The organism is Mycobacteroides sp. H003 (assembly GCF_001440135.1).
In the GTDB taxonomy this organism is placed as follows: Bacteria; Actinomycetota; Actinomycetes; order Mycobacteriales; family Mycobacteriaceae; genus Mycobacterium; species Mycobacterium gwanakae.
In genome coordinates this window covers 90446-116325 of record NZ_LJYL01000030.1, presented here as the reverse complement: position 1 = coordinate 116325, position 25880 = coordinate 90446, and the positions used below count along the sequence as shown (strand labels likewise).

Below are 25880 nucleotides of genomic sequence, written 5' to 3'. Positions count from 1 at the left end.
CCCACGCATCGAATTCCGCAACGTCACCTTCCGCTACGACAGCACCAGCGAACACGTCCTCAACGACATCAACTTCATCCTGGAACCAGGGAGCACCACCGCCGTCATCGGGCCATCTGGATCCGGGAAGAGCACCATCCTCGCCCTCATCGCCGGACTGCAACAACCAGAAAGCGGCCAAATCCTCATCGACGGAACCGATGTCGCCACAATGGACACCGCCAGCCGCCGCGCCCTGGTCAGCATGGTCTTCCAACACCCCTACCTCTTCGATGCACCCATCGGCGACAACGTCCTAGCTGGACACCCCAACGCCACAGACCACGAAACACACCAAGCCATGACACTGGCTCGCGTCGACGAGATCATCGAACGGCTGCCCGATGCCGAACAGTCACGTGTCGGCGAAGCCGGCACCGCACTATCCGGCGGTGAACGCCAACGCGTCAGCATCGCCCGCGCACTCATCAAACCCGCCCCGGTCCTGCTCATCGACGAAGCCACCAGCGCCCTGGACACCGAAAACGAAACCGCAATCACCGACGCCATCAACAACGACCCACGCCCCCGCACCAAAATCATGATCGCCCACCGGCTCAGCGCAATCCGCAACGCCGATCACGTGCTCTTCATCGACAACGGCCACATCATCGAACAAGGCTCCATCACCGAACTCAGCTCTCTCGGAGGCCGTTTCTCAGAATTCTGGCGCCAACAAGAATCCACCACCGGATGGCGCATCACCACAAACGCCAACTAGATTCCGGCTCGGCCAGCCGAATGCAGCCTGATCGTCGCACACCTCGACGTAATGATCACTGCTCAAACGGATTCGATTCGTCATCCCAGGCAATCCCGTAACCGGAGGTCTCGACAAATTAGGTAAGCCAATGCTAATTTACTCGCGCTGATGCGTTGTCGGGCGAGCCTTCAAATCATGGAAAGGCTGTAAGTTGAGCAATCAGGAACGGGCAGTTCAGCCCGAATCCAGCATGGCCGAGCACATGAGCGCCGGGGGCTAGCGGGGATGTCGGCGCCCATATGGATGGCGTTTCCCCCGGAAGTACATTCGGCACTGCTCAGCGCAGGCCCGGGCCCAGGCCCGATGCTGGCTTCCGCAGCGCAATGGCAAGCACTATCAACCGAGTACGCCACGGCAGCAACGGAGTTGACCCAGCTGCTGAGCGCGGCCGCGGCGGGGGCATGGCAGGGACCCAGCGCCGCCCAATATGTGGCCAGCCATACGCCCTACTTGGCCTGGCTGACTCAGCAGAGCGCAGCGAGCGCCTCCAACGCTGCGCTGCAGGAGGCAGGCGCCGCGGCCTACACCACGGCGTTGGCGGCCATGCCGACCTTGCCCGAACTGGCCATGAACCACACGATTCACGGCATCTTGGTGGGCACAAACTTCTTTGGGATCAACACGATCCCCCTCGCACTCAACGAGGCCGACTATCTCCGCATGTGGGTGCAGGCCGCCACCACCATGGGTGTCTACCAAGGGGTTTCGAGTGCCGCGGTGGCGTCGGCGCCTCCGGCGACTCCCTCTCCGCCCATCATGGAGCCCGCCGGCGCGATGTTGCGCATGGCTGACATGTCCGGGCTCGCAGCACAGGCCCAAGCCGCGGAAGCCGGTTCGGCACTGGACAGCAGCAACAGTGTTATCGATCAGCTGATGGATTTCTTCCGCGACCCGCTGGGCACGCTGATCCGAATCATCGGAGATTTCATCCGAAACCCGGGGGCCGCATTGGCCACCTGGCTGCCGTTCCTGCTGGTACTCGCTTCGATGACGTATGTACTATTCGCGCAGGTGTTTTGGTTGTTCTGGGCTGCGTTGCTCTCCGCACCACTGTGGCTGCCGCTACTGATTTTGGCGGCCTGGCAGTATCTGCAGCCCCCCGCCGTCGAAGCACCGGCCGATGAAGTTCAGCCTGAACTCCGCAATACCGCCCCCGTGCAGCGCGAACACATAGAGTCCCTTCCTGCGATCGCGTTGGCGCCCACGGGTGTTCCGGTCCCCACTGGGACGGCACCTGCACCATCGGCCCCGGCGCCAGCTCCGGCGCCCACCACCGCAACGGCGGCGTTTACGCCATACCTTGTCGCCGTGAATCCCGAAGAACCGCCAGCCATTCGTTTCGGACCGACCCTCAACGAGGGCAGCAAGGCCCAGGCCCCGGCCTCTGGAGTCTCTGCGGCAGCCGCTGCGGCGGCGTCTGCCCGGTCGCGAGCTCGGCGCAAACGTGGTGCGCGAGTGAAAGACCCAGCGCCGCAGTACATGGACATGAACGTCACGGTTGATGCCGACTACGGTGAGCCGCCCAGATCCCCGCAAAGCCAAAGCACCGCGTCAACCCGCGGCACTGGACATCTCGGGTTGGCCGGCACCATCCCAAAGACCACCACCGCACCCACCGCGGCCGGGCTCGTCGCGCGCGAGAACGTCGGCAACGACACCGGTGCGATGGATGGCACCAGGACCACGCCCATGCTCCCCACCACATGGAGCACAGATCCCGATGAAACCCCCTCTCCGCCAACACCGGATGAGCACTGACAGGGCTCAACTCATCTTCAGGGCGGTTATCACGTCCACTCAGCGGCGTGATTTGAGGAGTTTCATGGTCAACCGCGAGTCAACGCGGGCGATCGCCGGGTCGCCCATGAGCTTGATGCTCAACCACTGCTCATAGGCCGCGAGGTCGGCGGTCTGCACCCGGATGAAGTAGTCGGGAATACCGAACATGCGCCTGAGTTCGGCGACTTCGTCCATCGCGACCAGGCGCTCCTCGAAGGACGCCACAGTGGCGAGGTCTTTGGCCACGAGATCGGCGTAGATGATCACCTCGAAGTCGCGCCCCAGTGCCGCCGGATTCACCAACGCGGTGTAGCCGGTGATGACGCCCTCGGCCTCCAAGCGGCGGACGCGTCGCAAGCACGGTGCCGGGGTGAGGCCGACCCGGTCAGCCAACTCCTGATTCGTCAGGCGACCGCTAACCTGCAGCTGATTGATTATTGCGCGATCAAGCCTGTCCATGCATCTATATTGCCGTAATAGCCTCCCTATGAGCAATATGCACAATCATCATGCTCTCATACCACTCTATGATTGCTGCATGAATCAGGAGGTGTTGCCGCCACAGCCTCGACACCGGGATGAGCTGGTCAAAGCAGTCAGCCATGCTGGCGTTGTCTGGGCGGGGTTGTTTGCCCTCGGTATCGGATTAGGCGTCGTGGTCACCTCTCATCGGCTCCCTTGGTGGCTGGCACCGATCATCTCCGGAGTCCTGTTCGCAGGCTCGGTCGAGTTCATCTTGATCGGCATGCTGTCCGCGGGCGCATCAGTGCCGGCCATAGCGCTGACGACATTCCTCGTCAATTCCCGCCATCTCTTCTACGGGATGTCATTTCCCCTTGACCGAGTCGGCAGCCGACTGGGCAAGGCGTACAGCATGTTCGCGCTATGTGACGAGGCCTACGCATTGATCACCGCGCTGGACCACCGGGCGTTGAGCTCACGCCGGATTCTGTGGACACAATGCGGTCTACACCTCTCATGGGTGGCCGGGGCGACCACAGGCGGTCTCGCCGGAGCCTCCTTCCTCAGTGGACTGAAGGGGCTGGATTTCGTGCTCATCGCCATGTTCTTGGTGCTCGTTCTCGACACCTACCGTTTGCGGCCGGACATTCCGGGTATCGCACTCGCGGTGGTGGCGGCACTCGCCGCACTGGCGATCGCCCCTGGCGCGATGATTCTCGTGGCCATGTGCTGCTACACCGTCACTCTTGTTGTCCGGCACCACCTTACCCACTCCGGCACGGAAGAGCGGGCAGGCCATGCCTGAACCCGCTTACATCGCAGCGGCTTTGGTCTCCGCCGTGGTGATCACCTTCGCCTTGCGGGCTCTACCCTTCGCTGCCCGAAACGCCATCAAGAACAGCGGGCTGGCTGCCGACCTGGGACGCTGGATTCCACTGGGCGCCACCTCCATTCTCGCCGTGTATTGCCTTTCGACGATCAACCTGACGGGACCGTCACACGGCGCCGGGCCCATCGTCGGCGTGGTGACGACAGTGGGCATACATCTCTGGCGACGCAACGCGGTGCTCAGCATCGTGGTCGGCACCCTCGCCTGCCTGATCATCACCAACGTGGGCGAGACACACCTCGGGCTCATCGCCGGGTAAATCCACCTGGTGCACCCTGGACGCCTCAAGTGCTCATTGGATCAACAGTGTTCAGCTACGGTCGACGCATCGCCGCCAAACACTCTGGGAATCAGAGCATCTAAGACCCAGGGAGCGGATGTAGCTGTGTCGGCGCCGCCAGTCCGTGAGAGAAGAAGTGCACCACATCATCGATGAGGTATTGGTTGCGCTCCCCTTTCACCAGACCATATTTATCGGCGAGATAGTCCCTGTTCATAGCGTGCATGAGGGACATGCCGAGCATCGTTTCTACGCGAAAAGCTAGGACCTCTGTAGGTACTTCAGGCAGCAATGGCGATAACGCCGCGACCAGCCGGCCTATCCCCTCTTGGACGATGTCCTCCCGGGTTTGTTCAAACCGCACATCGCCCTCGAGTACCGGTTTGACCCCTATTTCCATGAACAAAGCAATCTGCTGCGCGTCGGCAGACACATGCGGCGAAAGAAACGCGACAACAAGATCTTCGACCGTATGGCCCGGCGTCCGTATCACCTCGTCGAGGCGGCGACTCCGCTCGGCAAGGGCAGGTTCCATGATCCTCAGCATGAGAGCTCGCAAGAGCGCATCCTTGCTTCCGAACGTGTAGTTGACGGCATTGACGTTCATACCGGCCAGCCCAGTCACCCGACGCACAGATAGCGCCGCCAGACCGTCTTCGAGCAGCACCTGTTCGGTCGCCTCCAGCAGCCTCGTACGCGCATCCGCCTGGTTCACCAAGTTATTCAAACATCGCGCGGGGCGTTAGCGGCCAAGCTGCCACGCCTAACTTGCTTCGGATACCGAACGTAGCGACTCGATACTCTTCGGCTTACTCAGCCCGGACGACAGCACTGGCAGCTCCCGGTATCGGCGTGCTCCGATCCGATGCCCCGGGTAAGCAACGGCAATCCTCCCGATTTGACGTGCTTGCCATATTGCCGCTTTGGCCGTCGGAGTCAACTGGCCTGGCTTCGTGGCCACCGCTGCGGCAATGTACGCGACCATCCGCGAAACGTCCCTTAACCGGAGGGAACTGTGCGGCTTGACGGTACGCGGCAGGATCGACTGCAGCATCCGCTCCAAAGCCACATCGCTCTTGCCCAGAGTCCGGAAGGCCGCATCCGTGACGGCCGCAGGATTAGTCAGCTCACCTAGAGTTGATGCGGCCCAATACATTTCCACTGCATCCAGGTCGCGCCACCGCCACCAGTCCAACAATTCTTTGTCGATGGTGTCGCCGCCCAGTCCTGCCACGATGCGAGCCGCCAAGGACTCGCTCTGGCGGAACGCATCGGCCATTCCCTGTCCAGGCGCCGGGTCTTTGAAATGGCCGGCATCGCCCACCAGCACCCAGCCGGGGCCTGCAGCCGTTCGGAAGTAGCCGTGCCAGCGCCGCAGGATGCGCAACGGCCCCCGGCGCGTCGCTCCCGCGACCGCCTCGGCCATCTCGGGCCAACGTGCCAGCGCGGCATCGAAGTTCGCGTAACGGTCCGCCAGAAAGGCATCGGCCTTGGCCATCGGTGTACCCATCATGGCGATGTAGATGCCGTTATCCAACGGAAGCGCGATACCGTTCCCCTCCCCGACCCGACCCATCACCAGGTCATACGGAGGGGTCGCACCCTCGTAGAAGGACCACGTCGGCATGTACGAGCCAGGGGTGGTCAGATACTCCCGCGCTCCAACACGTTCGGCGATTCGCGAATGCTGTCCGTCTGCGCCGACTACGAGTTCGGCGTGGATGGGTCCACTCTGTGTTTCCAGTCCGACGACTCGCCCTTTGTCGGTCAAGACACCGTCGACGCGACAGCCGGTACGGATCTCAGCGCCCGCACGGGCGACGTGCTCCAGGAGAATCGGGTCGAAGGTCTCGCGCCGAATACCAAGCATTACTCCGATGACACCGGGGTCAGGTCGGGTGGTGACGCTCACGTCGTTACTACGCAACCGCATGGTCCGCAGTGGCGTCGCCCCCGCATCCACGACGTCGTCGAGCACACCCAAACGCTCCAAAACTGCTGTGCCACTGGGCGTGAAAAGGTGCGTCGAAGCCTTGTCCGTGGGGAATCGAGCCTTGTCGAGCAAGCACACCGAGAGCCCCTGCCGCGCCAGCTGAATGGCGAGCGAGGCGCCAGCGCATCGTGCGCCAACGATCGCCACGTCGAACGTATCCATCGACAACCCTCCACCGACTAGACCGAATGGTGTAGTGGGCTACGTTAACGAAACTGGGTCAAATGTCAATATGGGCGCTCGCCCCTACGACCCGGTCAGGTAACCCACGAGGTCGGTCTTCATGGCGCGCAACTGCTGACCCCAATAGGTCCAGTTGTGGATACCGCCATCGGGGAAACTGAAGTGAGCGTTCTTGCCACCCGCCGCCGCATAGGCATCGGCGAATTGCTTGTTGGCGTCGATGACCTGCCCCTCGATGACTCCGCCCGCGAGGTTTTCAAAGCCGTTGCGGTCCTTATCAAGATCGGTGGCCTGCGCATTGCCGCAGTAGATCCACAGTCGGGTGTTGTTGGCAATCAGCTTGTCGATGTTGAGGTACGGGTCGTTGCGAACCCAGGCGGGGTCACTCTCGGGCCCCCACATGTCCTCCGAGCTGAACCCGCCGGCGTCGGACATAGAGATGGAGATCTGCCATTTATTGGCCGACGGGTGCAGCGGCGCCGAGAGAGCCCCCGCGTAGATGAACTGCTGCGGGTGGTAAATCGACAGGGTCAGTGCGGACGGACCCGCCATCGATAGCCCGACGATGGCGTTTCCCGTGGCCGAGACACCCCGGTTGGCGGCCAGCCATTGCGGTAGTTCACCGGTCAGGAAGGTCTCCCATTTGTAGGTCCAGACACCGTCTTTGCCTTTAGCGGGGCGGTACCAGTCCGTGTAGTTGCTGGATTGTCCACCGACTGGCATGACCATCGAGATGCCCGATTGGTAGTAGTCCTCGAAAGCCGTGGTCTCGATATCCCAGCCGCTGAAATCTTCGCGAGCGCGCTGCCCGTCAAGGAGATAGACAGCCTTAGGGCCACCTCCCTGAAACTGAACCTTGATGTCGCGCCCCATCGAGGCTGACGGCACCTCCAGGTACTCGACCGGAAGCCCCGGGCGCGAAAAGGCATTCGCCATCGCCGAGCCGCCAGCGATACCGACGAGCGTCGGCAGAACCACGGCCCCAACGGCCACGGCGCTGACAAAACGGATGGCGGCGCCACGCATCGAAGAAACGCGTCTCATCGGCTGGACTTCCTTTCCAGGGGAGCAAGAACAGTGATTTAAACAGTGTTTAAAACGCTAACACGTCGCGCTCTCCCCGGGAATGGGCATGGAGGCCGTGACGTTTGCCACACCGCACGGCCCATGACCCTTGCCGTCACACCCGGGTATAAGCCGGCCCCTCCGGCAGCAGGTGCTTGTCGACGAGCTTGTGCCAGCGCCGCTGTCGATAGCGGAAGATGGCCGTCGCTCCCCTGGCTGCCAGCCCGGTGAGCGGCCCGGCATCGATGTCTATGGAATCGCTGTACCGGCAGCGACCGTCCCCGAGGGGTTGCACATGAAGGGTGTGGTTCCAGGTGCGCAGAATGCCGCCACGCTCGTTGGTGCGCACGGTACGGGTCTTCTCGTCGACCTCGATCACGTGAATGGTGTGTCGGTACAACGGAATCAGATGCAACCCCCACAGCCATGCAGTGCCGATCTCGCCCACCCGCATGGGGTCGGTGCGCCCCGTCAGCGCGGGAATGCCGAACAATCCACGGCACAGGTACAGGAAGGTGCCGGCATATCGCATGGCACTCCACACCCGGTCGGCATCGGTGGGAAGTTCAGTTTCCAGATAGACCGTCCTCATCTCATTTCCTTCCATATATGCTGGTCAATGACTATTATGAGTAATTACTCACATAAGCGGTACTCGCTTTTGGGGAAGGTGCCAGCACCATGCTCAACACCCGGCTACAGCCACGCAAGCAGCCACGACAGGACCGCGCAGGGGCCACCCGGCGGCGCATCCTCGATGCGGCTGCTCACGTTTTCGCCGACTTCGGTTACGCCGCCGGGACCACCAATCGCATCGCCGAGCGGGCCGATATCTCGATCGGCTCGCTGTATCAGTACTTCCCCAACAAGGACTCCATCCTCGTCGAGCTGATGACCGCGCACACCGAGGAAGGGTTCGCCCTCATCCAGCGGCATCTGTCTGCAGGACTGCCCAATTCGATCGAAGACACCCTGCGAGTCTTTGTCAGGGCAGCCATCGACAACCATCGCGACAACCCACGGTTGCACCGGGTGCTCTTCGAAGAGGCGCCGCGCCCACCCGAGTTCCTGGCCCTGTTGCATCGCTCGGAAGATGCCGTCGTCGCTGCGGCCGAGACGCTCCTGGCAACACACCCCGAGGTCCGGATAGCCGAAACAGCCATGGCGGCAAGGATGGTGGTGGCGACCATCGAGTCACTGGTACACCGCCTGGTGGCCGGTCCACGACCGGTCGATACGCAGCTGTTCGAGGACGAGCTGGTCAACATGTTGACGCGGTACCTGACACACTGAGGGTCAGTGCAAATGATCGGCGATCTGCCCCTGCTCGCCAAACAACACGGCATTCCACTTCGCGATAAGTTCGGTGTTGTCTACCTCATCGGGATGAAAATCCTTGCGACTGTAAGACATCAATCGCCGGAACACCTCACGTGAGAAGAACGGCGAACGGAACAGCCGGCTAACACTCGGAAAGAAGATCCTGGGGTTGTAGAAGTCCCGATCCCGAAACAGCGAGATGAACGACGCACATGCGGCAAGGGTGAAGAACCCAAATGTGGTGAACCACATGACCGATACTCGCATGCGATGGGTTCCGCCGATGGCCCGATAAACGTCGAACGCCACCGTGCGATGCTCGGATTCCTCCAGCGCGTGCCACAGCAGCATGGAACGCACCTCTCCCTCACCCAGCATGTCCAAGGCCCGCTGATCTGTCAGCAAGGTCTCTGCGAGAATCGCGGTGTAATGCTCCAGCGCGGCTGTCATCGCAAGGCAGTACCGGGGAGACGAGAAGCGTGAGCGCGTTTCCAGAACCCTGCGGGTCGCCCGGTCGACAAACGCGGTCGGATAACCCATCTGCTGCAGCCGCTCGTTGAGGTCGCGGTGCTCACGGCTATGCGTGGCTTCCTGGCCGATGAAGCCTGCCACCTGCTTCTTGAGCACAGGATCGGTCAGCTGATCGGCAACCGCGCGCACCGAACGAATCATGAACGCCTCACCCTCGGGGAAGGCCGCCGAAAGCACCGACACCACATGACTCATGCCCAGGTCGTCCTGCACATAGTGACGCCGCAGGGAACCGGCCGGATAGCGAAACCTGATCCGTCTGGTCTTGATCTCCCGCTCCACCATCACCTCGGCTAGTGCAGATGGCCGGTCAGCTGTCCGTTCTCCCCGAAGAGCTCGGCATGCCATTTCTCGATCAGTTCGGAATTGTCGGAGTCGTTGGGATGGAATCCCGGACGGTTGTACTCGCCGATGCGGCGACGTACCTCACGACTCAGGAACGGCAAGTGCCGCAACGCCGCAATGCTTTTCACCAAGCGAACCGGGTTGTAGGCGGCCTTATCACGCAGCAGCGAGATCACCGTCTCGAAGAATGTGGTGTAGATGAACGCGATGGTGGTGCGGCGCATCACCCAGATGCGTAGCCGCTCGCTACCACCGACGGCGCGGTACACATCGAAGGTCACGCACCGGTGCTCGGCTTCCTCGAAGGCGTGCCACAGCAGCATGGAACGCACCTCACCCTCACCCAGCATGTCCAAGGCACGCTGATCGGTCAGCAAGGTCTCGGCAAGGACCGCAGTGTAATGCTCCAACGCGGCCGTGACGGCCAAGGTGTAGATCGGCGGATAATTCCGGGTCTGGAAGTTGAAAATCCGCCGAGCCAGCCGCTCCACGAACGCGGTGGGATAGCCCATCTCCTGCAGGCGCTCGTTGAGTTCGCGATGTTCACGCCCGTGTGTCATCTCCTGGCCGATGAACCCGGCCACCTGCTTTTTGAGCTCAGGATCGGTGATCTGGTCCGAGTAACGCCGGACCGACCGGATGAAGAACTCCTCACCCTCCGGAAACACCGCCGACAGCATCGCCATCATGTGGCTAGACACCAGGTCACCTTGTACAAAATGACGATCCAGCGAACCAGGTTGGTAGCGAAACTTGATACGGCGGGTCTTGATCGGCCTGTCCATACTCAGCTTCCCACTACCCCGCAATGACTGATTTCGGTCGGCATCGCCGACGCGCTCAGGGTACCGCAATCCGCTGATTTTCCGAGGATTCCGGGCTTGACATATACCTATATCGGTATATGTTTCCTTCATGGCCCGCACCCCCACCACCGCCGATGCGTTCAACGCGATCGCCGAGGCCGGCCGTCGCGACCTTCTCAGTGCCATCGGCACCGGCGAGGTCACGGTGAACGATCTGGTGGCGCGGACCAGGATGGGTCAGCCGCAAGTGTCGAAGCATCTGGGCGTGCTCCGCGCCGTCGATCTGGTGCGGGTGCGCTCACATGGACGGCACCGCTTCTATCGGGTCAACGGTGCGGCTCTGCGGCCCGTCCATGACTGGGTGACCGCGTTTGAACGCACCTGGAACGAGCGCCTCAACCGGCTCGACGACCTACTCACCGAACTACAGGAGGAGACCCCATGAGCAGTCGGTATGGCAGCGCCACCGTCGAACTTCCCTCGGATACAACGATTCTCATCACCCGATCCTTCGACGCGCCCGCTGCACTGGTCTTTCGAACGCTCACCGAGCCCGATCTGGTCAAGCGCTGGTGGGGATTCGAGACCGCGCACTGGCAGGTCTGCGATATCGATCTGCGAGTCGGTGGCACATGGCGGTATGTAGTCAGCCAACCGTGCGAATCCGCGCCGGACATGGAGGTCGGGTTCCACGGCGCGTACCACGAGATCGACAGACCCCACCGATTGGTCAATACCGAGGTCTACGAGGGGATGCCCGATGCCTCGGCCCTGGTATCCACCACCCTGGACGAGGTCGACGGGGTCACCACCATGCGGGTCTTGGTACAGCACAGCTGCAAGGAGCATCGGGACGGACACATCGAGTCCGGCATGGAGGTGGGCATGCAGATCAGCTACAACCGCATCGAGGATCTGCTGGCTGACCTGAAATAGCACGCCCACGGCAGGTGTTGCAGCCACGGTGACCAACGAATTCACCTTCGAATACATCGCCACCAACCCACAGTGGGTCGACGAGCAGATCGAGATCTACGAATCCAGCGGCGGCGTCGAGGGCACCACGTTAGAGGGCATCCCCGTCGTGATCTTGTACACGGTCGGCGCGAAATCGGGACAGATCCGCAAGGCGCCGCTCATGCGTGTGGAACACGAGGGCGTGTACCTCGCGGTCGGCTCGATCGGCGGCGCACCGAAGAATCCCGCCTGGGTTGCGAATCTGCGTGCCAATCCGGTCTTCGAGCTGCGCGACGGCGAGAACGTGCAGACCGTCCGTGCCGAAGAAATCTCGGACGACGCCGAGCGTGCGAACTGGTGGGAACGTGCCGTGGCGGCCTTCCCGCCCTACGCCGAGTACACGAAGCGCACCACGCGGGTGTTCCCGCTGTTCACCCTCACTCCGGTGAGTTAGCGGCCGCCTTCTTACGTTCGATATCGGCCAGCGCCTCGGCCAGCTGAGCTCGTTGCGCAGCCGAGGCGTCCCAGGCCACCTTGCGGTTCTTGACGACCCTGGCCGGGGCACCGACCGCAATCGAGTAGTCCGGAATGACACCCTTGACCACGGCGTGAGCGCCGAGCACGCAGCCGCGGCCGACGATCGTGTCCCGCAGGATCGTCACCTTGGTGGCGATCCAGGTATCCGGCCCGATGCGCACCGGGGACTTGACGATGCCCTGGTCCTTGATCGGATAGGTGATGTCTTCCATCCGATGGTCGAAATCGCACACATAGCACCAGTCGGCCATCAGGGCGGAGTCACCGAACTCGATATCGATGTAGGCGTTGACGACGTTGTCCTTACCGAACACCACCTTGTCGCCCAGCCGCAGTGAACCCTCGTGGGCGCGCAACGAGTTTCCATCGCCGATGTGCACCCACCGGCCGATCTCCATCCGGGCCAGCTCTGGTGTGCAGTGGATCTCGACGTTCTTGCCCAGGAACAGCATGCCGCGCGTGACGATGTGCGGATTGGAGAGCTTGAACTTGAGCAGACGCCAGTACCGCACCAGGTACCACGGTGTGTATGCCTTGTTCGCGATCACCCATCGCAGTGAGGCCTTGGTCAGGAATTTGGCTTGTGCCGGGTCGCGCAGGCGCTGTCCGCGCCACCGCTTGTGCAGGGGAGCGCCCCACATCGTCGTCATGGCCGCACAGCCTACGGGACGCGGCAGAGCGCGCACGCTACCCTGCGATGGGCCGGACCGCCCCCTAAGGAAGGAGTGTCTCACCGTGCTTTCCCGGGCACGAGTACTCGCGAGCATGGTCTTCGCGACACTCCTCACCGTCACCGGATGCGCCGGCGATGATTCCTGGATCAACATCAAAGCGGCGCCAGGCTGGTCCGCAAGCTACGCCGACGCGCACAACAGCAGCTACACGCCCACCGAGGGTGCTCGCGAACTGACCCTGGAATGGAGCCGGAACACCAAGGGCCAGATAGGCAGTGCCGCGGCCATCGGCATCGACAACTTCATCGCGGTCAGTGCCGACACCCCTGCCGGTTGCACGCTCATGGAGTGGGAGAACAACAAGGCCGCGCGCCAGCGCTGGTGCACCCGGATGGTCACCGGCAGCCCATGGTCCGGACCGCTCGCCGACGGCTACAACAACATCTACATGGGCCAGCCCGGCGCCGTGGTGTCATTTCCCCCCACCCAGTGGATCCGGTGGCGCAAGCCAGTAATCGGCGCACCCACCACACCCAAGATCGTCGAGCCCGGACGGCTCCTCATCGTCACGCACCTCGGTCAGATACTGATCTTCAACGCGCAGCGCGGTGAGGTCGTGGGCACCCCCATGGATCTGCTCGAAGGTGTCGATCCGACCGATCCGCGGCGCGGCCTGGGTGACTGCGAAGCGGCGGGACCGCAATGTCCGGTATCCGCCTCACCCGCCTACGACCCGGAAACCGGCACCATCGTCACCACGCTGTGGCAGCCAGGAAAACCCGTACCCGTGCTGCTGGGAATCACGTACGACGCCGACGGCCACATCACCCTGAAACACAAGTGGGCCAACAAGATCATTGACGAAGGCGTGATCGGCTCCCCGGTGATGTCTCGAGATGGCGAAACGGTCTACATCAATGACCGCAAGGGTTCGCTCCACGCGATGCATACCTTCGATGGCAGCCAGAAATGGTCGCTGCCCTTGGGATTCAACGCCGTCACACCGCCCTCCGTCGCACCGGACGGAACCATCATCGCCGGAACCGGCGATAAGGCCACCCTGGTGGCCATCAAAGACTCCGGCAGCAAGGGTGAAATCGCCTGGCGGCGCGACGACCTCGTTCCGCTCTCGACATCCAGCCAGGCCGCCGGAAACGTCGGTTATGCCGTGGTCAAGGACGGAGACAAGGGCCTGGCTCTGGTGGTGTTCAACACCCCGGACGGAGCCACCATCAACCGCTATCCGCTACCCGATGCCGCCGGCGTCCCGGTCGGCATCTCGATTGGACCGGATCAGCGCGTGATCGTCACGCTGAGCGAGGGCCAGGTGTACGGGTTCCGCCCGGGGACCTAGCCGCACAGACGAATGCTCTTGCGTCACTACCTATCCGGGTGATGACGACCGAGAGCGCCACACCGCCTCGCAACTTCATCCTGGTGCGCAGCACCGCGGGGTCGACGTCTACCCCGCGCACGGTGATCTCGACAGAACCGCAGTCTCGTGCGGCGAGCGCCTGGCGCAGCCGTTTCTCGCTATACGCCAGCGCGTCGAGCACCCGGTAGCCCTGCACACCGGCGGGCACCGAATCCCCCGACAGGTACGCGATGCGGGGATCCAACTGCCACAACCCATGCCGCGCAGCGTATTGCCGCACCAGGCCCGCACGCACCACCGCACCATCGGGGTCGATGATCCACTCGCCCGCCTCGGCAAATGCACAGTCATCGGGATCGACATCTGTCAGCTGGAAGCCGTCGCCGGCCGTCGAGAGCACCGTGGCGCGCCTGCGCGCCCGTGCCAACCCCGCCGACCACAGACACGCCTCCCGAACGCCGCCATCAAGGGAAACAACCTCGATCTCGCCACCGAATCCGGTCTGTTCCCGTAGATCGGTGAAGTCCAGTCCCGGCGCACATTTGACGACCAGATCGCGATCCGCGTATGTCCGCAGCACCAGGTCCAGTGGCGGCGAGTATGCCGAGGGGTCGAACCGCCGGCGCCCGCCGGAGCGGCGCCCCGGATCGGCAATCACCACGTCGGCGCGACTGGAAGGTGCCAGCGCATCTGCCTGACAGATCAGAACTTGCCTGCCAATGTTGTGACGTGCCATCGCCGTTCGCACCGGATCGATATCGCTGCCGATGACCGTCGCGGCGACACCGTCGAGGGCGGCCAGCTCGGCACCGACCGAACAGGTGACATCGTGAACCACCCGATCGGCCAGGCGCTCGGCGCGATGCCGCGCCACTGCCGCAGGTGTCGCCTGCTGTAGCGCGTCATCGGTAAACAGCCAATCCTGTACGTCGCCCAGCTTGGCCGCCGCCTTACGGCGCAGCTGCACCGTCTGTGCCAAAACTGCGGCGCGGTCACCGAATTCGGTACGCAGAGCCGCCGTATCGGCCACCAGGGTGCCCGCAGAGAACGTGTACGCCGAAGCCCGTGCGAGGTCCGCACTGCCTGCCTCCGACGACAGATATGCAACGTCGGAAGGCTCGAACACCGGCGGGAATTCCAGGGATTAGGAGGACTTGAGCCCTGTGATCATCACGTTGTAGTACCAGCCCTTCGGCACCACGTGACGCCACACGTTCTCGTCGACCCAGCTGAGCGCCTTCCAACCGCCGAACGCGAACTTCGCCCAGCCCCAGCCCAACTTGCCGGGCGGCACCGTCGACTCGAACGTGCGCACGGGCCAGCCCAGCATGGCGGCCGTGAATTCCTCGCTGGCGGTCCGCACCGCGACAGCACCGGCGTTGGTGGCCATCTTCTCCAGGTCTGCAGGATCAAAGGTGTGCAGGTCAACCACCCATTCGAGGGCGGCAGCGCGCGAGTTCTCGTCGAGCTCCTCCTGCGGACGCCGCCAACTCTCCAGTCCGGGCAGCTTCATCGCCTGGACCGTGGCCTTCCAGGTCAGATTCGCCAGCGCGCGGGCGTAGAGGTTGCCGACCGTGGTGGGCTCCCCGGCGAAGATGAACCGTCCGCCCGGCTTGAGCACCCGCAGCACCTCACGCAGCGACAGCTCGACATCGGGAATGTGGTGCAGCACGGCATGGCCCACCACCAAATCGAAGGTGTTGTCGTCATAAGGAATCCGCTCGGCATCGGCGACCCGGCCGTCGACGTCCAGACCCAGCTCCTTGCCGGTACGCGTGGCGACCTTGACCATGCCCGGCGACAGGTCGGTGACCGAGCCACGGCGCGCGACACCCGACTGCATCAGGTTCAGCAGGAAGAAGCCGGTGCCACAGCCCAGCTCCAGGGCACGTTCGTAGGGCAGCTCGCGCTGGTCCTCGACGGGCACGATGGCGTCGAACCGGCCGCGCGCGTAGTCGATGCAGCGCTGGTCATAGGAGATGGACCACTTCTCGTCGTAGGTCTCTGCCTCCCAGTCGTGGTACAGGATCTGGGCGAGTTTGTTGTCCTCAAAAGCAGCAGCGACCTGCTCCGCAGTGGCCTTGGTCGTCGGCTCCGAAATCTCCGTCATGGCCGCCAGCCTAACGCCTGGTTAGGCTCCCCTGAACCGGGCCGTCCCTGGGCCGATCTCCAGCTGAGCAGCCACCCCGTCCACGCGGTCCTGTGTCGCGAACACCTGGCAAAACAGCTCGCGTTCCCTGTCCAGTCCCCCGGCCAACGGACTGTCGAAGCCGTGGTCGATGGCCTGTTTGGCGGCGGCGAGTGCCAAGGGCGGCCCGTCGACAAAGCGCCGGGCCCACGCTGCCGCCTCGGTGTAGACGTCGTCGGGTGCCACCATCTGGTCCAGGAGCCCCATCCGCAGGGCCTCCTTGGCGCCAACCAGGCGGCCACTGAACACCATTTCCTTGGCCCGGCTCAGCCCCACAACGCGCGCCAACCGCACCGTGCCGCCGCCACCCGGGATCATGCCCGCCAGGATCTCGGGCGAACCGACCTTGGCGTTGTCCCCGGCGATCCGCCAGTCGGCTGCCAGTGCCAGCTCCAGGCCGCTACCCAAGGCGTACCCCGTGATGGCGGCGATTGTCGGTTTGGCCAGCTCCGCCACCGCGGTCAGCGCGGCCTGCCGGTCACCGGCGCTGCGCGACATCTCCTCGGCGGTCAAATCCGATAGTTCATCCAAATCATCCCCAGTGCAAAAGATTTCGTGCCCGCCGTAGACAATGACGACCCGGATGTCCTCGCGCGCGTTCGCCTCGGCCGCAGCCAGCGCCAGTTCGCGGTACATCTGGCGGGTAAGGGCATTGGTGGGCGGACGCGACAGTGCGATGGTGCCGATGCCGGGGTATTCGGGCGCGGTGCGCACCGACACGAATTCGGGTTCGGTCACGTCAGCTCCGTCCCGGTCACCTCGGGGATCTCCACGGCGCCCTGCCGGGCCGCCTCGTAGCGGTCCACATCGGCGAATTGGACGAACCATCGGCCGTCCTGCTCGGTCAAGATCGGCATGATCGGCGCGATCTCCCGCACGGAAGCCAGCACGTCCGCGACCGTCGCACCGGACGAGGACACGGCGTCGAGCTGGGACCAGGTCGGTGGAAGCAAGAAACTGCGCCGTTCGGTAAAGGCCGAGATCGCGGCCTCGGGGGTCTGCCATCCCGAGGCGACCGCCTCGGTGTTGTCGCCGTCGGCATCCTGTCCCGAGGGCAATGCCGCGACGAAGAAGAAGGTGTCATAGCGACGCGGTTCTGCCTCCGGAGTGATCCAGTTGGCCCACGGCCGCAGCAAGTCTGCCCGCAGAAGCAAGCCCTCGCGCTGCAGGAACTCCGCAAAGGACAGGGACTTGTCCGACAGATCCTTGCGCGCCTGGTGATAGACCGCCGCGTCCTCGACGATCGAGGTATCCGAGGTGCCCGCGAATAACACACCGCATTCCTCGAAGGTCTCGCGCGCGGCCGCGCACACCAGTGCCGATGCCAGCTCGGGTGTCACGCCGAATTGTTCGGCCCACCACGTGACATCCGGGCCCACCCACGGCACATCCGCCCGCAGATCCCGCGAGTCCACCCCGCCGCCCGGGAAGACCGTCATTCCCCCGGCGAAGGCCATGGCGTTATCGCGACGCATCAGAAAGGCTTCGACACCGACGGCGCCGTCACGTATGAGTACGACGGTCGCCGCCGGCTTCGGCGGCGCTGGATCGTTGGGGGTAGATGTCACTACTGCCTCCTGGAATGTGCGGCGCGGGGCCGGGCGCGTCGCGCGAAGTAACGCCCATCGATCATCTCAACCACGATCGACTGCCCAAACGCGCGGGACAAATTCTCACTGGTCATCACATCCGCCAACAGACCCTGAGCGACAATCCCTCCCTCGGACAGCAACAACGCGTGACTGAAACCCGGTGGGATCTCCTCCACGTGGTGAGTCACCAAAACCATCGCGGGCGCATCCGGATCAGCCGCGAGCTCACCCAGCCGCGCCACAAGTTCCTCACGCCCACCCAGGTCCAGCCCGGCCGCCGGCTCGTCGAGGAGTAGCAATTCGGGATCGGTCATGAGCGCACGCGCGATGAGCACCCTCTTGCGCTCTCCCTCGGAGAGCGTGCCGTACGTGCGTTCTGCCAGATGCTCGGCGCCCAGCGTCTCGAGCATGTCGATGGCGCGCGCCGTATCGATCTCCTCGTACTCCTCGCGCCAGCGCCCCAGCACCGCATAGCCGGCCGATACCACCAGGTCACGCACTACTTCGTCATCCGGTATACGCTGCGCAAGCGCGGCCGAGCTCAGTCCGATTCGCGCCTTGAGCTCGGAAACATCGACACGGCCCAACCGCTCGCCGAGGATCACGGCCTCCCCCGATGACGGGTGCTCCATGGCCGCCGCGATCCGCAGCAACGATGTCTTCCCGGCACCGTTGGGGCCGAGAACCACCCACCGTTCGTCAAGCTCCACCGACCAGGTAACCGGGCCTACCAACACCTTGCGATTGCGGCGCAGCAGCACATCGCGGAAATCGAGCAGAAGGTCCGGATCAATTTCGGCCACGGGGCCATCGTGCCGCATCGAGCCCGGCAAGCGGCGAGCGGGAGCCATCTCGCGGGCCGTCCTGACCATGCGCCCAGACCTCTATCGCGTATCCTCATCCATACGTCAGCAAGCTCGGAAGGAATTCTAGGCAACCATATGACAAACGATCTTGATCCGGATCCCTACCTGGACACGGTGCACCACATCGGGCTTGCTAACCATCGACTGATCGCACAGCTCGATGCCGAGGCATGTCGCATTCAGCAACGTGCAGCTCATGGCGAGGATCGATCATGGGTATGGGATGACCTCAAGGCATGGCGTCGCCGAGTGGACGCCTTCCAGTCTCAGCTGCGTCGCGATACGACGGCTCTCGGCCGCCTGATCGATGCCAACCGGCGAATTCAAGGATCGGATAGTCCGGACGATAGTCGCACATCAAAACTCGATTCGTCGGCTGAGAGCAACCGCAATGCCCTCTATCCGTTCAAGGACTCCCGAGCGCAAGAGGAATTCGTCGCCAGACTTAACCGGGTGTTCGCGGTGCTGCATACACCGGGCCGCGGCCCCTACTCCAACAGCGAATTCCTTGTGTTCATGCGTACTGGCGGCACCGTGGTCTCGGCGCCTTATCTGTCACAGCTGCGCAATGGGCAGCGAGGACGCCCTTCCCTGCAAGCACTGGAGAGCATTGCGCACGCTTTCCGCATCGATGTCCGTTACTTCACAGATAGTGGCTACGCAGACGAGCTGGATGCCGATCTGACCACCCTTGAACTCGCCCAGAACCCAGTGGTGTCCGAGTTGACATCCAAACTGCTCGACCTCCCGGAAGCGGTTCGCAATCAGTTGTTTGCCGATGCCGAGTCACTCGACCGGCACAGTCAGGCCGCCACATCCTGAGGTGATTTCGACGGCGCCGCGCACGCGGCGTTCTCACGCTGCGTGCTCAACACCACGCCCCAGCCGCTGACGGCCAGCAGCCGCCGTGGCAGCAGCCGCAACACCACCTGAATGAGGGGGCCAATACCTAGCGCGTAGAGCACGGTCCCCACCCCGACGTTGCCGCCGAGCAGCCAGCCCGTCCCCACCACAATGACCTCGATGGTGGTTCTGATCAGCCGTACTGACCGACCGGTGCGATGAACCAGTCCAGTTGTCAGTCCATCACGAGGCCCCGGACCCAGCCCAGCGCCGACATAAAGCACCGTGGCAATCGCGTTCAGCAGTACGCCGCCGACCAGGAACGCCACCCGCACAGCCATCGCCGAGGGCGCGGACAACCAGGCCAATGTGGAATCGACGGCGACGGCGATGACAACAATATTGGCGATCGTCCCGACACCAGGCTTGTTACGCAACGGAATCCACGCGAGAAGCACCACGACACCGGTCACCGCCGAGGCCAGCCCAATGCTCATTCCGGTCCGCAGGGAGAGCCCCTGATGGAACACGTCCCACGGGTCCAGCCCGAGGCCCGCCCGCACCATCAGTGCCATCGAGACCCCGTACAGGTACAGACCCACCAACAGCGCGGTACCGCGCGCACTCCATCCAATCCATTTCCCGGTCACCACACGATTTTCTGGGCCAACTGGCTTGTCTTTCAATAGCCAGTTGAGTCACACTGGCTTTTATGTCCGATCGTGTGGTCGTTGCAGACACCCTGGCCCGTCACCTCGGCCAATGGCGCACGGCGGGGTCTGCCGGACCCGCCTACGGAGCGTTGGCGGATGCGATCCGGCTTCTCGTCATCGACGGACGTCTGCCCCTGGGGGCCCGCATCCCCAGCGAACGAGCATTGGCAAGTGCCCTGCACGTCAGCCGCACCACCGTCACCGCCGCGTACGCAGAACTGCGCGAGAGCGGATATCTGCGCGGCCGCCAGGGCGCACGCAGCACTACCGCCCTGCCCGGACCCGACCGATCACCCTCGGCCACAACGGGATTGGCAACCCCGATGATCGACCTGCAAAACGCCGCGACCGCAGCGCCGGCGGCCGCGGTACTGGACGCCTACCAGGTGGCCCTGACCAAGCTGCCGACCCATCTTCGGGGGATCGGCCATGAGCTGGTGGGCATTCCAGAACTGCGCCCTCGTATCGCCGAGCACTTCTCACGACGCGGGCTGCCTACTACCGAGGATCAGATCATGGTGACCTGCGGCGCCCAGCAGGCCATCGCCTTGCTCCTCGGCGCCTTCGTGGAGCCCGGCGACCGGGTCCTGGTGGAGCAGCCGACGTACCACGGCGCACTCGATGCGATAACCCAGCGTGGCGGGCGCCCGGTTCCGGTACCGATGCACACCCACGAGCGCGAATCCGGCTGGGATATGACCGGCATGGAGACCACCATCCGCCAAACGGCCCCCAACCTGGCCTACCTGGTGCTGGACAACCACAATCCCACCGGCCTCACGATGCCGCTTGCGCAGCGAAAGATGTTGGCGGACATAATATCCCAGACTCGAACCCGCACCGTTGTCGATGAGTCACTTGTCGGTGCCTGGCACGAGGCCTCGACCCCCGCGCCGATGGCTTCGCTGGTGGCCCGGCCCGATCTGGTGGTCACCATCGGGTCGATGTCGAAGTCGTTCTGGGGCGGGATGCGCGTCGGCTGGGTCCGTGCCGACCGCACTACGGTCGCCCGGCTCGCGGCAGTGCGCTCGGCCATGGACACGGGCACGCCGATCCTGGAGCAGTTGGCCGCCGCCGAGCTTCTGGAACACGCGGACGAGGTGGAGGCCGTGCAGCGGGCGACCCTGCGCGCACGGCGCGCCCTGGTATTGGCCGAGCTGCGTCGTCGGCTCCCCGATTGGGAGCTACAGGAAGCCGAAGGCGGACTGTGCATCTGGGCCCGGTTGCCCGCCCCGATGAGTACCGCGCTCGCCGCTGCGGCCGCGCGCCTCGGGGTCCGTATCGCCGCCGGCCCTCGGTTCGGTGTCGGCGGCTCGCTGGAACGATTCGTGCGAGTGCCCTTCACCCAGCATGACGATGAGTTGATACGCGGTGTCGAGCTGCTGGCCCAGGCCTGGCACACCGTGACCGGTGCACTGCCGCTTTCCGACTCGGCGATGGTGGGCTGAGGCCCGATCCGGCAGCGGCTAGTCGTCCGGGATATCGACGCGACGCACGCCACCGTCGACGGCATCGGCCGCCTCGATCTCGGCGCGGGTGATACCGAGGATGAAGAGCACCACATCCAGATACGGCTGGCTCACCGACGCGTCGGCCACCTTCCGCAGCGCGGGTTTGGCATTGAAGGCCACGCCGAGCCCGGCCGCCGAAAGCATGTCGATATCGTTCGCACCGTCTCCGACGGCCACCGTTTGCGCCAGCGGAACACCTGCCTCATAGGCGAATTGGCGCAATGCCTTGGCCTTGCCGGGGCGGTCAACCACCTCCCCGATCACCCGGCCGGTGAGCTTGCCGTCGACGATCTCCAAGACATTGGCCGCCACAAAGTCCAGGGCCAGTTCATGGGCCAGCGGCTCGATCACCTGACGGAATCCACCCGACACCACGCCGCAGGAGTAGCCCAGCCGACGCAGAGTCCGGATGGTGGTACGCGCGCCCGGCGTGAGCACCAATTCGTCGGCGACATCGTCGAGTACCGACTCGGGAAGCCCGGCGAGTGTGGCGACCCGCTGGTGCAGCGACTCGGCGAAGTCGAGTTCCCCACGCATGGCGGCCTCGGTGATCGCGGCGACCTGCGCGCGCGCGCCGGCCCGATCGGCCAGCATCTCGATGACCTCACCCTGGACAAGGGTCGAATCCACGTCAAAAACGATGAGCCGCTTGGCCCGCCGGTCCAGACTGCTGTGCTCGACGGCGATATCCACCGGCTCGTCGGCGGCCACCTGGGCCATCGCGGTGTGCAGGTCGACATCGGTCAGCTGAGCTTGCGGGACGGTGACGCGCAGTTCCAGGCCGGTCACCGGGTAGTCGGCGATACCCCGGATGAGGTCGATGTTGATGCCGAGACCGGCCAGCCCGCGGGCGACCGCGCCGAAAGCGCGCGCCGTGACCGGCCTCCCGAGCACCACGATGGTGTGCGTCGACGGATCTTTGATCACCGAACTGTCCCCACCGAATTCGACGTCGACATCGAATCCGAGGGTATGCATGGCCTCTTCGAGCTCGTCCTGCAGCGCCTCAACAGCTTCGCTGCGACCCTGTGCCTTGACGAGGACACCGAGCGTGAGCTTGCCGCGAATGACAACCTGTTCGACATTCAGCAGCTCGACACCGTGGCGGGACAGCACCCCCATCAGCACCGAGGTGACGCCGGGTTTATCGGCCCCGGTGACGGTGATCAGAACCGTGACGCGGTCACTCACAGCTGCGTATCGCGGCCGTTATTTATGGCCGCCACCCACATGTGCCTCAGCGCGCATGCGCTCGGACATGTGCGGGTAGTGCAGCTCGAATGCCGGGCGCTCCGAACGGATTCGGGGCAGCTCGGAGAAGTTGTGCCGCGGCGGCGGGCAGCTGGTGGCCCACTCCAGGGAGTTGCCGTAGCCCCACGGGTCGTCGACCGTGACAACCTCGCCGTACCGGTAGCTCTTGAACACGTTCCACAGGAACGGCAGGGTCGAGGCACCCAGGATGAAGGCACCGACCGTCGAGAACGAGTTCAGGAAGGTGAAGCCGTCGGTGGGCAGGTAGTCGGCGTAACGACGCGGCATGCCCTGGTTACCCAGCCAGTGCTGCACCAGGAACGTGGAGTGGAATCCGATGAAGGTCAGCCAGAAGTGGAACTTGCCGAGGCGCTCGTCGAGCAGGCGGCCGGTCATCTTCGGGAACCAGAAGTAGATACCGGCGTACGTCGCGAACACGATGGTGCCGAAGAGCACGTAGTGGAAGTGCGCGATCACGAAGTACGAGTCGGTGACATGAAAGTCGACAGGGGGCATGGCCAGCAGTACGCCGGTCAGACCACCGAAGAGGAAGGTGACCAGGAAGCCCACCGAGAAGATCATCGGGGTTTCGAAGGTCAGCTGGCCCTTCCACATGGTGCCGATCCAGTTGAAGAACTTGATACCCGTCGGGACGGCGATCAGGAACGTCATGAAGGAGAAGAACGGCAGCAGCACGGCGCCGGTGGCGTACATGTGGTGCGCCCACACCGCGATGGACAGCGCCGCGATACCGAGCGTCGCGTAGATCAGCGTGGTGTAACCGAAGATCGGCTTGCGGCTGAACACCGGGAAGATCTCCGAGACGATGCCGAAGAACGGCAGCGCGATGATGTACACCTCGGGGTGTCCGAAGAACCAGAACAGGTGCTGCCACAGCAGGACACCGCCGTTGGCGGGATCGAAGACGTGTGCGCCGAGGTGCCGGTCGGCCGCCAGACCGAACAGCGCCGCGGTCAGCAGCGGGAAGGCCAGCAGCACCAGCACGCTGGTCACCAGGATGTTCCAGGTGAAGATCGGCATCCGGAACATGGTCATACCGGGGGCGCGCATACACACGACCGTGGTGATCATGTTGACCGCACCGAGGATGGTGCCCAGACCACCGACGGCCAGACCCATGATCCACAGGTCAGCACCGGCACCGGGCGAGTGGATGGCGTCGGTCAACGGCGTGTAGGCGGTCCAGCCGAAGTCGGCGGCGCCGCCGGGGGTGATGAAGCCGGCGATACCGATCATGGCGCCGAACAGGAACAGCCAGAAGGAGAAGGCGTTCAACCGCGGGAAGGCGACGTCGGGGGCGCCGATCTGCAACGGCAGCACCACGTTCGCGAAGCCGAACACGATGGGCGTCGCGTAGAACAGCAGCATCACGGTGCCGTGCATGGTGAACAGCTGGTTGAACTGCTCGTTGGACAGGAACTGCAGACCCGGCACGGCCAGCTCGGCGCGCATGAACAGCGCCATCAAGCCGCCGATGAGGAAGAACGCGAAGCACGCGACCAGGTACATGATGCCGATCAGCTTGTGATCGGTGGTCGTGATCAAGCGATAGATCAGAGTGCCCCGCGCGCCCGTGCGGGGCGGGAACGGGCGGCTGGCCTGCAATCCACCAATGGGGGGTGCTTCGGCGGTCACGGCTCCTCCGATTCCTCGTAGCGCGCAGTCGTTCCAGTGACTGCATGTCTGGGGTGAATCCTAGCCCGCGCCACCCCCGATCGCGGAGCGGGTCCTACAGAGAGTCGTACTTAGGGTTGATTACCATCCGCGCGGACGTGGTCACCGGGCCCTGCCGCGGTCCTACCCGCGTGTTCACGACCCCGCGCGGTAAGTTCAACCGGGTGCAGACAGTGAGGTTCTGGGGCGCTGCCGTGATATCGGCGGCACTGGCGGCGGCGACGATGGCCGGCTGTACCGAGAAACCCACCAACGAGACCGCGAGCACCGTGGTCACCAGTACGACGAGGATTGCCGGCGCGGGCGTGTTGGGTAATGAGCGCAAGCCCGACGAGTCCTGCGCCAAGGATCCGGCGGCCCTCGACCCCGCCGCGCCACGCGAGGTGAGGCACGCACAGGGCGAGACCGAGGTACCCGAAGACCCCAAGCGGATCGTGGTCCTTGACGGCGGCGCCATCGACACCCTGTGTGCGCTCGGGCTGCAGGATCGCATCGTCGGGGTCGGGCTGGCTGACCGCGCGACCTCTCCCCCGGCATACCTGGGCACGACGGTCCACGACCTGCCGTCGATCGGCCCGATGGCATCTCCGGACCTGGCCAAGATCGGCGCCGCCAAGCCGGATCTCATCCTGAGCTCCAATGGCGAGCAGAATTCCTACCTCGACCTGAGCGCCATCGCTCCCACCGTGATCGTGTCGGGACACGATCTGGCCGAGCACGTCCGGCTGGTAGGTAAGGCGACCCGCCGGACCGCGGAGACCGACAAACTGTGGTCGGATTTCGTCGACGCCGCCAAGAAGGTGGGCCGCGAGAACGACACCGCACACTTCCAGGCCTCGATCGTCCAGTTCACCGATCAGACGGTGCGGGTATACGGGGCCAACAACTTCCCGGCATCGGTGCTCGCCACAGCGGGATTGGATCGTCCTGCCACCCAACGGTTTAGCGATACCCCCTTCATCGAGATCGACACCGACGACTTCTCGGCCGCCGAGGGCGACATCGTCTACGTCTCGTTCACCAGCCCGTCGGCCAAGGATCGCGCCGCCCGGATTTTCAGCACCAAGCCCTGGATGGCGCTCGGCGCCACCCGCGACCACCGGGTGTTCGCGGTCAACAACGAGATCTGGCAGACCGGGGACGGAATTGTCGCGGCGCGCGGGATTCTCGATGACTTGCAGTTCGTCAACCGACCCATCAACTAGATCCCCGGTCGCCCGGCC

General features: G+C 63.9%; 28 protein-coding genes. 12 read left to right on the top strand and 16 right to left on the bottom strand.

The window, feature by feature from the left end; all coding sequences use genetic code 11:
- Both AOT87_RS19715 and AOT87_RS19710 read left to right on the top strand, forming a co-directional pair.
- Nucleotides 1–760 (top strand): ATP-binding cassette domain-containing protein (locus tag AOT87_RS19715; RefSeq protein WP_131727282.1); only part of this gene is annotated, 760 nt, incomplete at its 5' end.
- 267 nt (nucleotides 761–1027) lie between these two features.
- Nucleotides 1028–2560, top strand: coding sequence for a PPE domain-containing protein (locus AOT87_RS19710; RefSeq protein ID WP_057969325.1), 1533 nt, complete (start codon nucleotides 1028–1030; stop codon nucleotides 2558–2560).
- A 39-nt stretch (nucleotides 2561–2599) separates the two neighbouring features.
- Here the strand turns inward: AOT87_RS19710 and AOT87_RS19705 are convergent, their stop codons facing one another.
- Nucleotides 2600–3040, bottom strand: a complete 441-nt coding sequence (locus tag AOT87_RS19705; protein WP_057969324.1) for an Lrp/AsnC family transcriptional regulator — start codon at nucleotides 3038–3040, stop codon at nucleotides 2600–2602.
- Between the two features lie 79 nt (nucleotides 3041–3119).
- Between AOT87_RS19705 and AOT87_RS19700 the strand changes: the two genes are divergently transcribed.
- Nucleotides 3120–3848 (top strand): AzlC family ABC transporter permease, encoded by a 729-nt coding sequence (locus tag AOT87_RS19700; RefSeq protein WP_057969323.1) that lies wholly within the window; start codon nucleotides 3120–3122, stop codon nucleotides 3846–3848.
- Nucleotides 3841–4191: an AzlD domain-containing protein gene (locus tag AOT87_RS19695; RefSeq protein ID WP_057969322.1), complete on the top strand. Its 351-nt coding sequence runs from the start codon at nucleotides 3841–3843 to the stop codon at nucleotides 4189–4191. The genes AOT87_RS19700 and AOT87_RS19695 overlap by 8 nt, the downstream gene beginning before the upstream one ends.
- Before the next feature lie 100 nt (nucleotides 4192–4291).
- Here AOT87_RS19695 and AOT87_RS19690 read toward each other — a convergent pair whose 3' ends face one another.
- From AOT87_RS19690 to AOT87_RS19675, 4 genes are all read right to left on the bottom strand, one after another.
- Entirely contained in the window at nucleotides 4292–4927 is a 636-nt protein-coding gene (locus tag AOT87_RS19690) for a TetR/AcrR family transcriptional regulator (RefSeq protein ID WP_057969860.1), read from the bottom strand.
- Between the two features lie 48 nt (nucleotides 4928–4975).
- Nucleotides 4976–6367 carry an FAD-dependent monooxygenase gene (locus AOT87_RS19685; RefSeq protein ID WP_057969861.1) on the bottom strand — a complete coding sequence of 464 codons (1392 nt, stop codon included), beginning with the start codon at nucleotides 6365–6367 and terminating at the stop codon, nucleotides 4976–4978.
- 84 nt (nucleotides 6368–6451) lie between these two features.
- Entirely contained in the window at nucleotides 6452–7432 is a 981-nt protein-coding gene (locus AOT87_RS19680; protein ID WP_057969862.1) for an alpha/beta hydrolase family protein, read from the bottom strand.
- 136 nt (nucleotides 7433–7568) lie between these two features.
- Nucleotides 7569–8045, bottom strand: a complete 477-nt coding sequence (locus tag AOT87_RS19675) for a hypothetical protein (RefSeq protein WP_046255919.1) — start codon at nucleotides 8043–8045, stop codon at nucleotides 7569–7571.
- An 89-nt stretch (nucleotides 8046–8134) separates the two neighbouring features.
- Between AOT87_RS19675 and AOT87_RS19670 the strand changes: the two genes are divergently transcribed.
- Entirely contained in the window at nucleotides 8135–8746 is a 612-nt protein-coding gene (locus AOT87_RS19670) for a TetR/AcrR family transcriptional regulator (RefSeq protein WP_046254305.1), read from the top strand.
- A gap of 3 nt (nucleotides 8747–8749) precedes the next feature.
- Here the strand turns inward: AOT87_RS19670 and AOT87_RS19665 are convergent, their stop codons facing one another.
- The gene (locus AOT87_RS19665) at nucleotides 8750–9586 is read right to left on the bottom strand and encodes a metal-dependent hydrolase (protein WP_057967394.1); all 837 of its coding nucleotides are present in this window, start codon (nucleotides 9584–9586) and stop codon (nucleotides 8750–8752) included.
- 11 nt (nucleotides 9587–9597) lie between these two features.
- Nucleotides 9598–10434, bottom strand: a complete 837-nt coding sequence (locus tag AOT87_RS19660) for a metal-dependent hydrolase (RefSeq protein ID WP_030097129.1) — start codon at nucleotides 10432–10434, stop codon at nucleotides 9598–9600.
- A 130-nt stretch (nucleotides 10435–10564) separates the two neighbouring features.
- Between AOT87_RS19660 and AOT87_RS19655 the strand changes: the two genes are divergently transcribed.
- From AOT87_RS19655 to AOT87_RS19645, 3 genes are read left to right on the top strand one after another with little or no spacing between them, the layout of a single operon-like run.
- Nucleotides 10565–10900, top strand: coding sequence for a metalloregulator ArsR/SmtB family transcription factor (locus AOT87_RS19655; protein WP_030097128.1), 336 nt, complete (start codon nucleotides 10565–10567; stop codon nucleotides 10898–10900).
- Nucleotides 10897–11391 (top strand): SRPBCC family protein, encoded by a 495-nt coding sequence (locus tag AOT87_RS19650; protein WP_057967379.1) that lies wholly within the window; start codon nucleotides 10897–10899, stop codon nucleotides 11389–11391. The genes AOT87_RS19655 and AOT87_RS19650 overlap by 4 nt, the downstream gene beginning before the upstream one ends.
- Nucleotides 11392–11419: 28 nt before the next feature.
- On the top strand, nucleotides 11420–11866 hold the full coding sequence (locus AOT87_RS19645) for a nitroreductase family deazaflavin-dependent oxidoreductase (RefSeq protein WP_046254307.1): 447 nt from the start codon (nucleotides 11420–11422) through the stop codon (nucleotides 11864–11866).
- Here the strand turns inward: AOT87_RS19645 and AOT87_RS19640 are convergent.
- The gene (locus tag AOT87_RS19640) at nucleotides 11850–12599 is read right to left on the bottom strand and encodes an acyltransferase (protein ID WP_057967380.1); all 750 of its coding nucleotides are present in this window, start codon (nucleotides 12597–12599) and stop codon (nucleotides 11850–11852) included. The genes AOT87_RS19645 and AOT87_RS19640 overlap by 17 nt on opposite strands.
- 85 nt (nucleotides 12600–12684) lie before the next feature.
- Here AOT87_RS19640 and AOT87_RS19635 point away from each other — a divergent pair, with 85 nt between their 5' ends.
- A complete protein-coding gene (locus tag AOT87_RS19635) occupies nucleotides 12685–13977 on the top strand; it encodes a PQQ-binding-like beta-propeller repeat protein (protein WP_057967381.1) in 1293 nt (430 codons plus the stop codon).
- On the opposite strand, the gene AOT87_RS19630 is transcribed toward AOT87_RS19635, so the two are convergent.
- Genes AOT87_RS19630 through AOT87_RS19610 form a run of 5 tightly spaced genes read right to left on the bottom strand, consistent with a single transcriptional unit; the run spans nucleotide 13931 to nucleotide 18599 of the window.
- Complete coding sequence (locus tag AOT87_RS19630) at nucleotides 13931–15124, bottom strand: hypothetical protein (RefSeq protein ID WP_057967382.1); 1194 nt, start codon at nucleotides 15122–15124, stop codon at nucleotides 13931–13933. The two genes, AOT87_RS19635 and AOT87_RS19630, sit on opposite strands and share 47 nt — an antisense overlap.
- Before the next feature lie 18 nt (nucleotides 15125–15142).
- Entirely contained in the window at nucleotides 15143–16108 is a 966-nt protein-coding gene (locus AOT87_RS19625; protein ID WP_030097122.1) for a class I SAM-dependent methyltransferase, read from the bottom strand.
- A 21-nt stretch (nucleotides 16109–16129) separates the two neighbouring features.
- Nucleotides 16130–16924 (bottom strand): enoyl-CoA hydratase, encoded by a 795-nt coding sequence (locus AOT87_RS19620; protein WP_057967383.1) that lies wholly within the window; start codon nucleotides 16922–16924, stop codon nucleotides 16130–16132.
- Complete coding sequence (locus AOT87_RS19615; protein WP_057967384.1) at nucleotides 16921–17754, bottom strand: NUDIX hydrolase; 834 nt, start codon at nucleotides 17752–17754, stop codon at nucleotides 16921–16923. Before AOT87_RS19615 ends, AOT87_RS19620 begins: the two co-directional genes overlap by 4 nt.
- Nucleotides 17754–18599 carry an ABC transporter ATP-binding protein gene (locus AOT87_RS19610; RefSeq protein WP_046254314.1) on the bottom strand — a complete coding sequence of 282 codons (846 nt, stop codon included), beginning with the start codon at nucleotides 18597–18599 and terminating at the stop codon, nucleotides 17754–17756. The genes AOT87_RS19615 and AOT87_RS19610 overlap by 1 nt, the downstream gene beginning before the upstream one ends.
- A gap of 120 nt (nucleotides 18600–18719) precedes the next feature.
- Here AOT87_RS19610 and AOT87_RS19605 point away from each other — a divergent pair, with 120 nt between their 5' ends.
- Nucleotides 18720–19466: a helix-turn-helix transcriptional regulator gene (locus tag AOT87_RS19605; protein ID WP_057967385.1), complete on the top strand. Its 747-nt coding sequence runs from the start codon at nucleotides 18720–18722 to the stop codon at nucleotides 19464–19466.
- Here the strand turns inward: AOT87_RS19605 and AOT87_RS19600 are convergent.
- The gene (locus AOT87_RS19600; protein WP_057967395.1) at nucleotides 19448–20137 is read right to left on the bottom strand and encodes a membrane protein; all 690 of its coding nucleotides are present in this window, start codon (nucleotides 20135–20137) and stop codon (nucleotides 19448–19450) included. The genes AOT87_RS19605 and AOT87_RS19600 overlap by 19 nt on opposite strands.
- 62 nt (nucleotides 20138–20199) lie before the next feature.
- Here AOT87_RS19600 and AOT87_RS19595 point away from each other — a divergent pair, with 62 nt between their 5' ends.
- Nucleotides 20200–21648, top strand: coding sequence for a PLP-dependent aminotransferase family protein (locus tag AOT87_RS19595; RefSeq protein ID WP_057967386.1), 1449 nt, complete (start codon nucleotides 20200–20202; stop codon nucleotides 21646–21648).
- Between the two features lie 18 nt (nucleotides 21649–21666).
- On the opposite strand, the gene serB is transcribed toward AOT87_RS19595, so the two are convergent.
- Together serB and ctaD are read right to left on the bottom strand one after the other, a co-directional pair.
- The gene (serB, locus tag AOT87_RS19590) at nucleotides 21667–22902 is read right to left on the bottom strand and encodes a phosphoserine phosphatase SerB (RefSeq protein ID WP_057967387.1); all 1236 of its coding nucleotides are present in this window, start codon (nucleotides 22900–22902) and stop codon (nucleotides 21667–21669) included.
- A gap of 18 nt (nucleotides 22903–22920) precedes the next feature.
- The gene (ctaD, locus tag AOT87_RS19585) at nucleotides 22921–24618 is read right to left on the bottom strand and encodes a cytochrome c oxidase subunit I (protein WP_030097114.1); all 1698 of its coding nucleotides are present in this window, start codon (nucleotides 24616–24618) and stop codon (nucleotides 22921–22923) included.
- A gap of 203 nt (nucleotides 24619–24821) precedes the next feature.
- On the opposite strand from ctaD, the gene AOT87_RS19580 reads away from it, so the two are divergent.
- Complete coding sequence (locus AOT87_RS19580; RefSeq protein ID WP_109398689.1) at nucleotides 24822–25862, top strand: iron-siderophore ABC transporter substrate-binding protein; 1041 nt, start codon at nucleotides 24822–24824, stop codon at nucleotides 25860–25862.
- Nucleotides 25863–25880: the final 18 nt, after the last annotated feature.

What these genes read in the sequence shown, in the direction of transcription:
- AOT87_RS19605 (WP_057967385.1), top strand. Translation starts at nt 18,720, where the DNA reads ATGACAAACGATCTTGATCCGGATCCCTACCTGGACACGGTGCACCAC.
- AOT87_RS19680 (WP_057969862.1), bottom strand. Translation starts at nt 7,432, where the DNA reads ATGAGACGCGTTTCTTCGATGCGTGGCGCCGCCATCCGTTTTGTCAGC.
- AOT87_RS19595 (WP_057967386.1), top strand. Translation starts at nt 20,200, where the DNA reads ATGTCCGATCGTGTGGTCGTTGCAGACACCCTGGCCCGTCACCTCGGC.
- AOT87_RS19695 (WP_057969322.1), top strand. Translation starts at nt 3,841, where the DNA reads ATGCCTGAACCCGCTTACATCGCAGCGGCTTTGGTCTCCGCCGTGGTG.
- AOT87_RS19705 (WP_057969324.1), bottom strand. Translation starts at nt 3,040, where the DNA reads ATGGACAGGCTTGATCGCGCAATAATCAATCAGCTGCAGGTTAGCGGT.
- AOT87_RS19625 (WP_030097122.1), bottom strand. Translation starts at nt 16,108, where the DNA reads ATGACGGAGATTTCGGAGCCGACGACCAAGGCCACTGCGGAGCAGGTC.
- AOT87_RS19685 (WP_057969861.1), bottom strand. Translation starts at nt 6,367, where the DNA reads ATGGATACGTTCGACGTGGCGATCGTTGGCGCACGATGCGCTGGCGCC.
- AOT87_RS19610 (WP_046254314.1), bottom strand. Translation starts at nt 18,599, where the DNA reads ATGCGGCACGATGGCCCCGTGGCCGAAATTGATCCGGACCTTCTGCTC.
- AOT87_RS19640 (WP_057967380.1), bottom strand. Translation starts at nt 12,599, where the DNA reads ATGACGACGATGTGGGGCGCTCCCCTGCACAAGCGGTGGCGCGGACAG.
- AOT87_RS19660 (WP_030097129.1), bottom strand. Translation starts at nt 10,434, where the DNA reads ATGGACAGGCCGATCAAGACCCGCCGTATCAAGTTTCGCTACCAACCT.
- AOT87_RS19670 (WP_046254305.1), top strand. Translation starts at nt 8,135, where the DNA reads ATGCTCAACACCCGGCTACAGCCACGCAAGCAGCCACGACAGGACCGC.
- AOT87_RS19675 (WP_046255919.1), bottom strand. Translation starts at nt 8,045, where the DNA reads ATGAGGACGGTCTATCTGGAAACTGAACTTCCCACCGATGCCGACCGG.
- AOT87_RS19710 (WP_057969325.1), top strand. Translation starts at nt 1,028, where the DNA reads ATGTCGGCGCCCATATGGATGGCGTTTCCCCCGGAAGTACATTCGGCA.
- AOT87_RS19650 (WP_057967379.1), top strand. Translation starts at nt 10,897, where the DNA reads ATGAGCAGTCGGTATGGCAGCGCCACCGTCGAACTTCCCTCGGATACA.
- AOT87_RS19655 (WP_030097128.1), top strand. Translation starts at nt 10,565, where the DNA reads ATGGCCCGCACCCCCACCACCGCCGATGCGTTCAACGCGATCGCCGAG.
- AOT87_RS19700 (WP_057969323.1), top strand. Translation starts at nt 3,120, where the DNA reads ATGAATCAGGAGGTGTTGCCGCCACAGCCTCGACACCGGGATGAGCTG.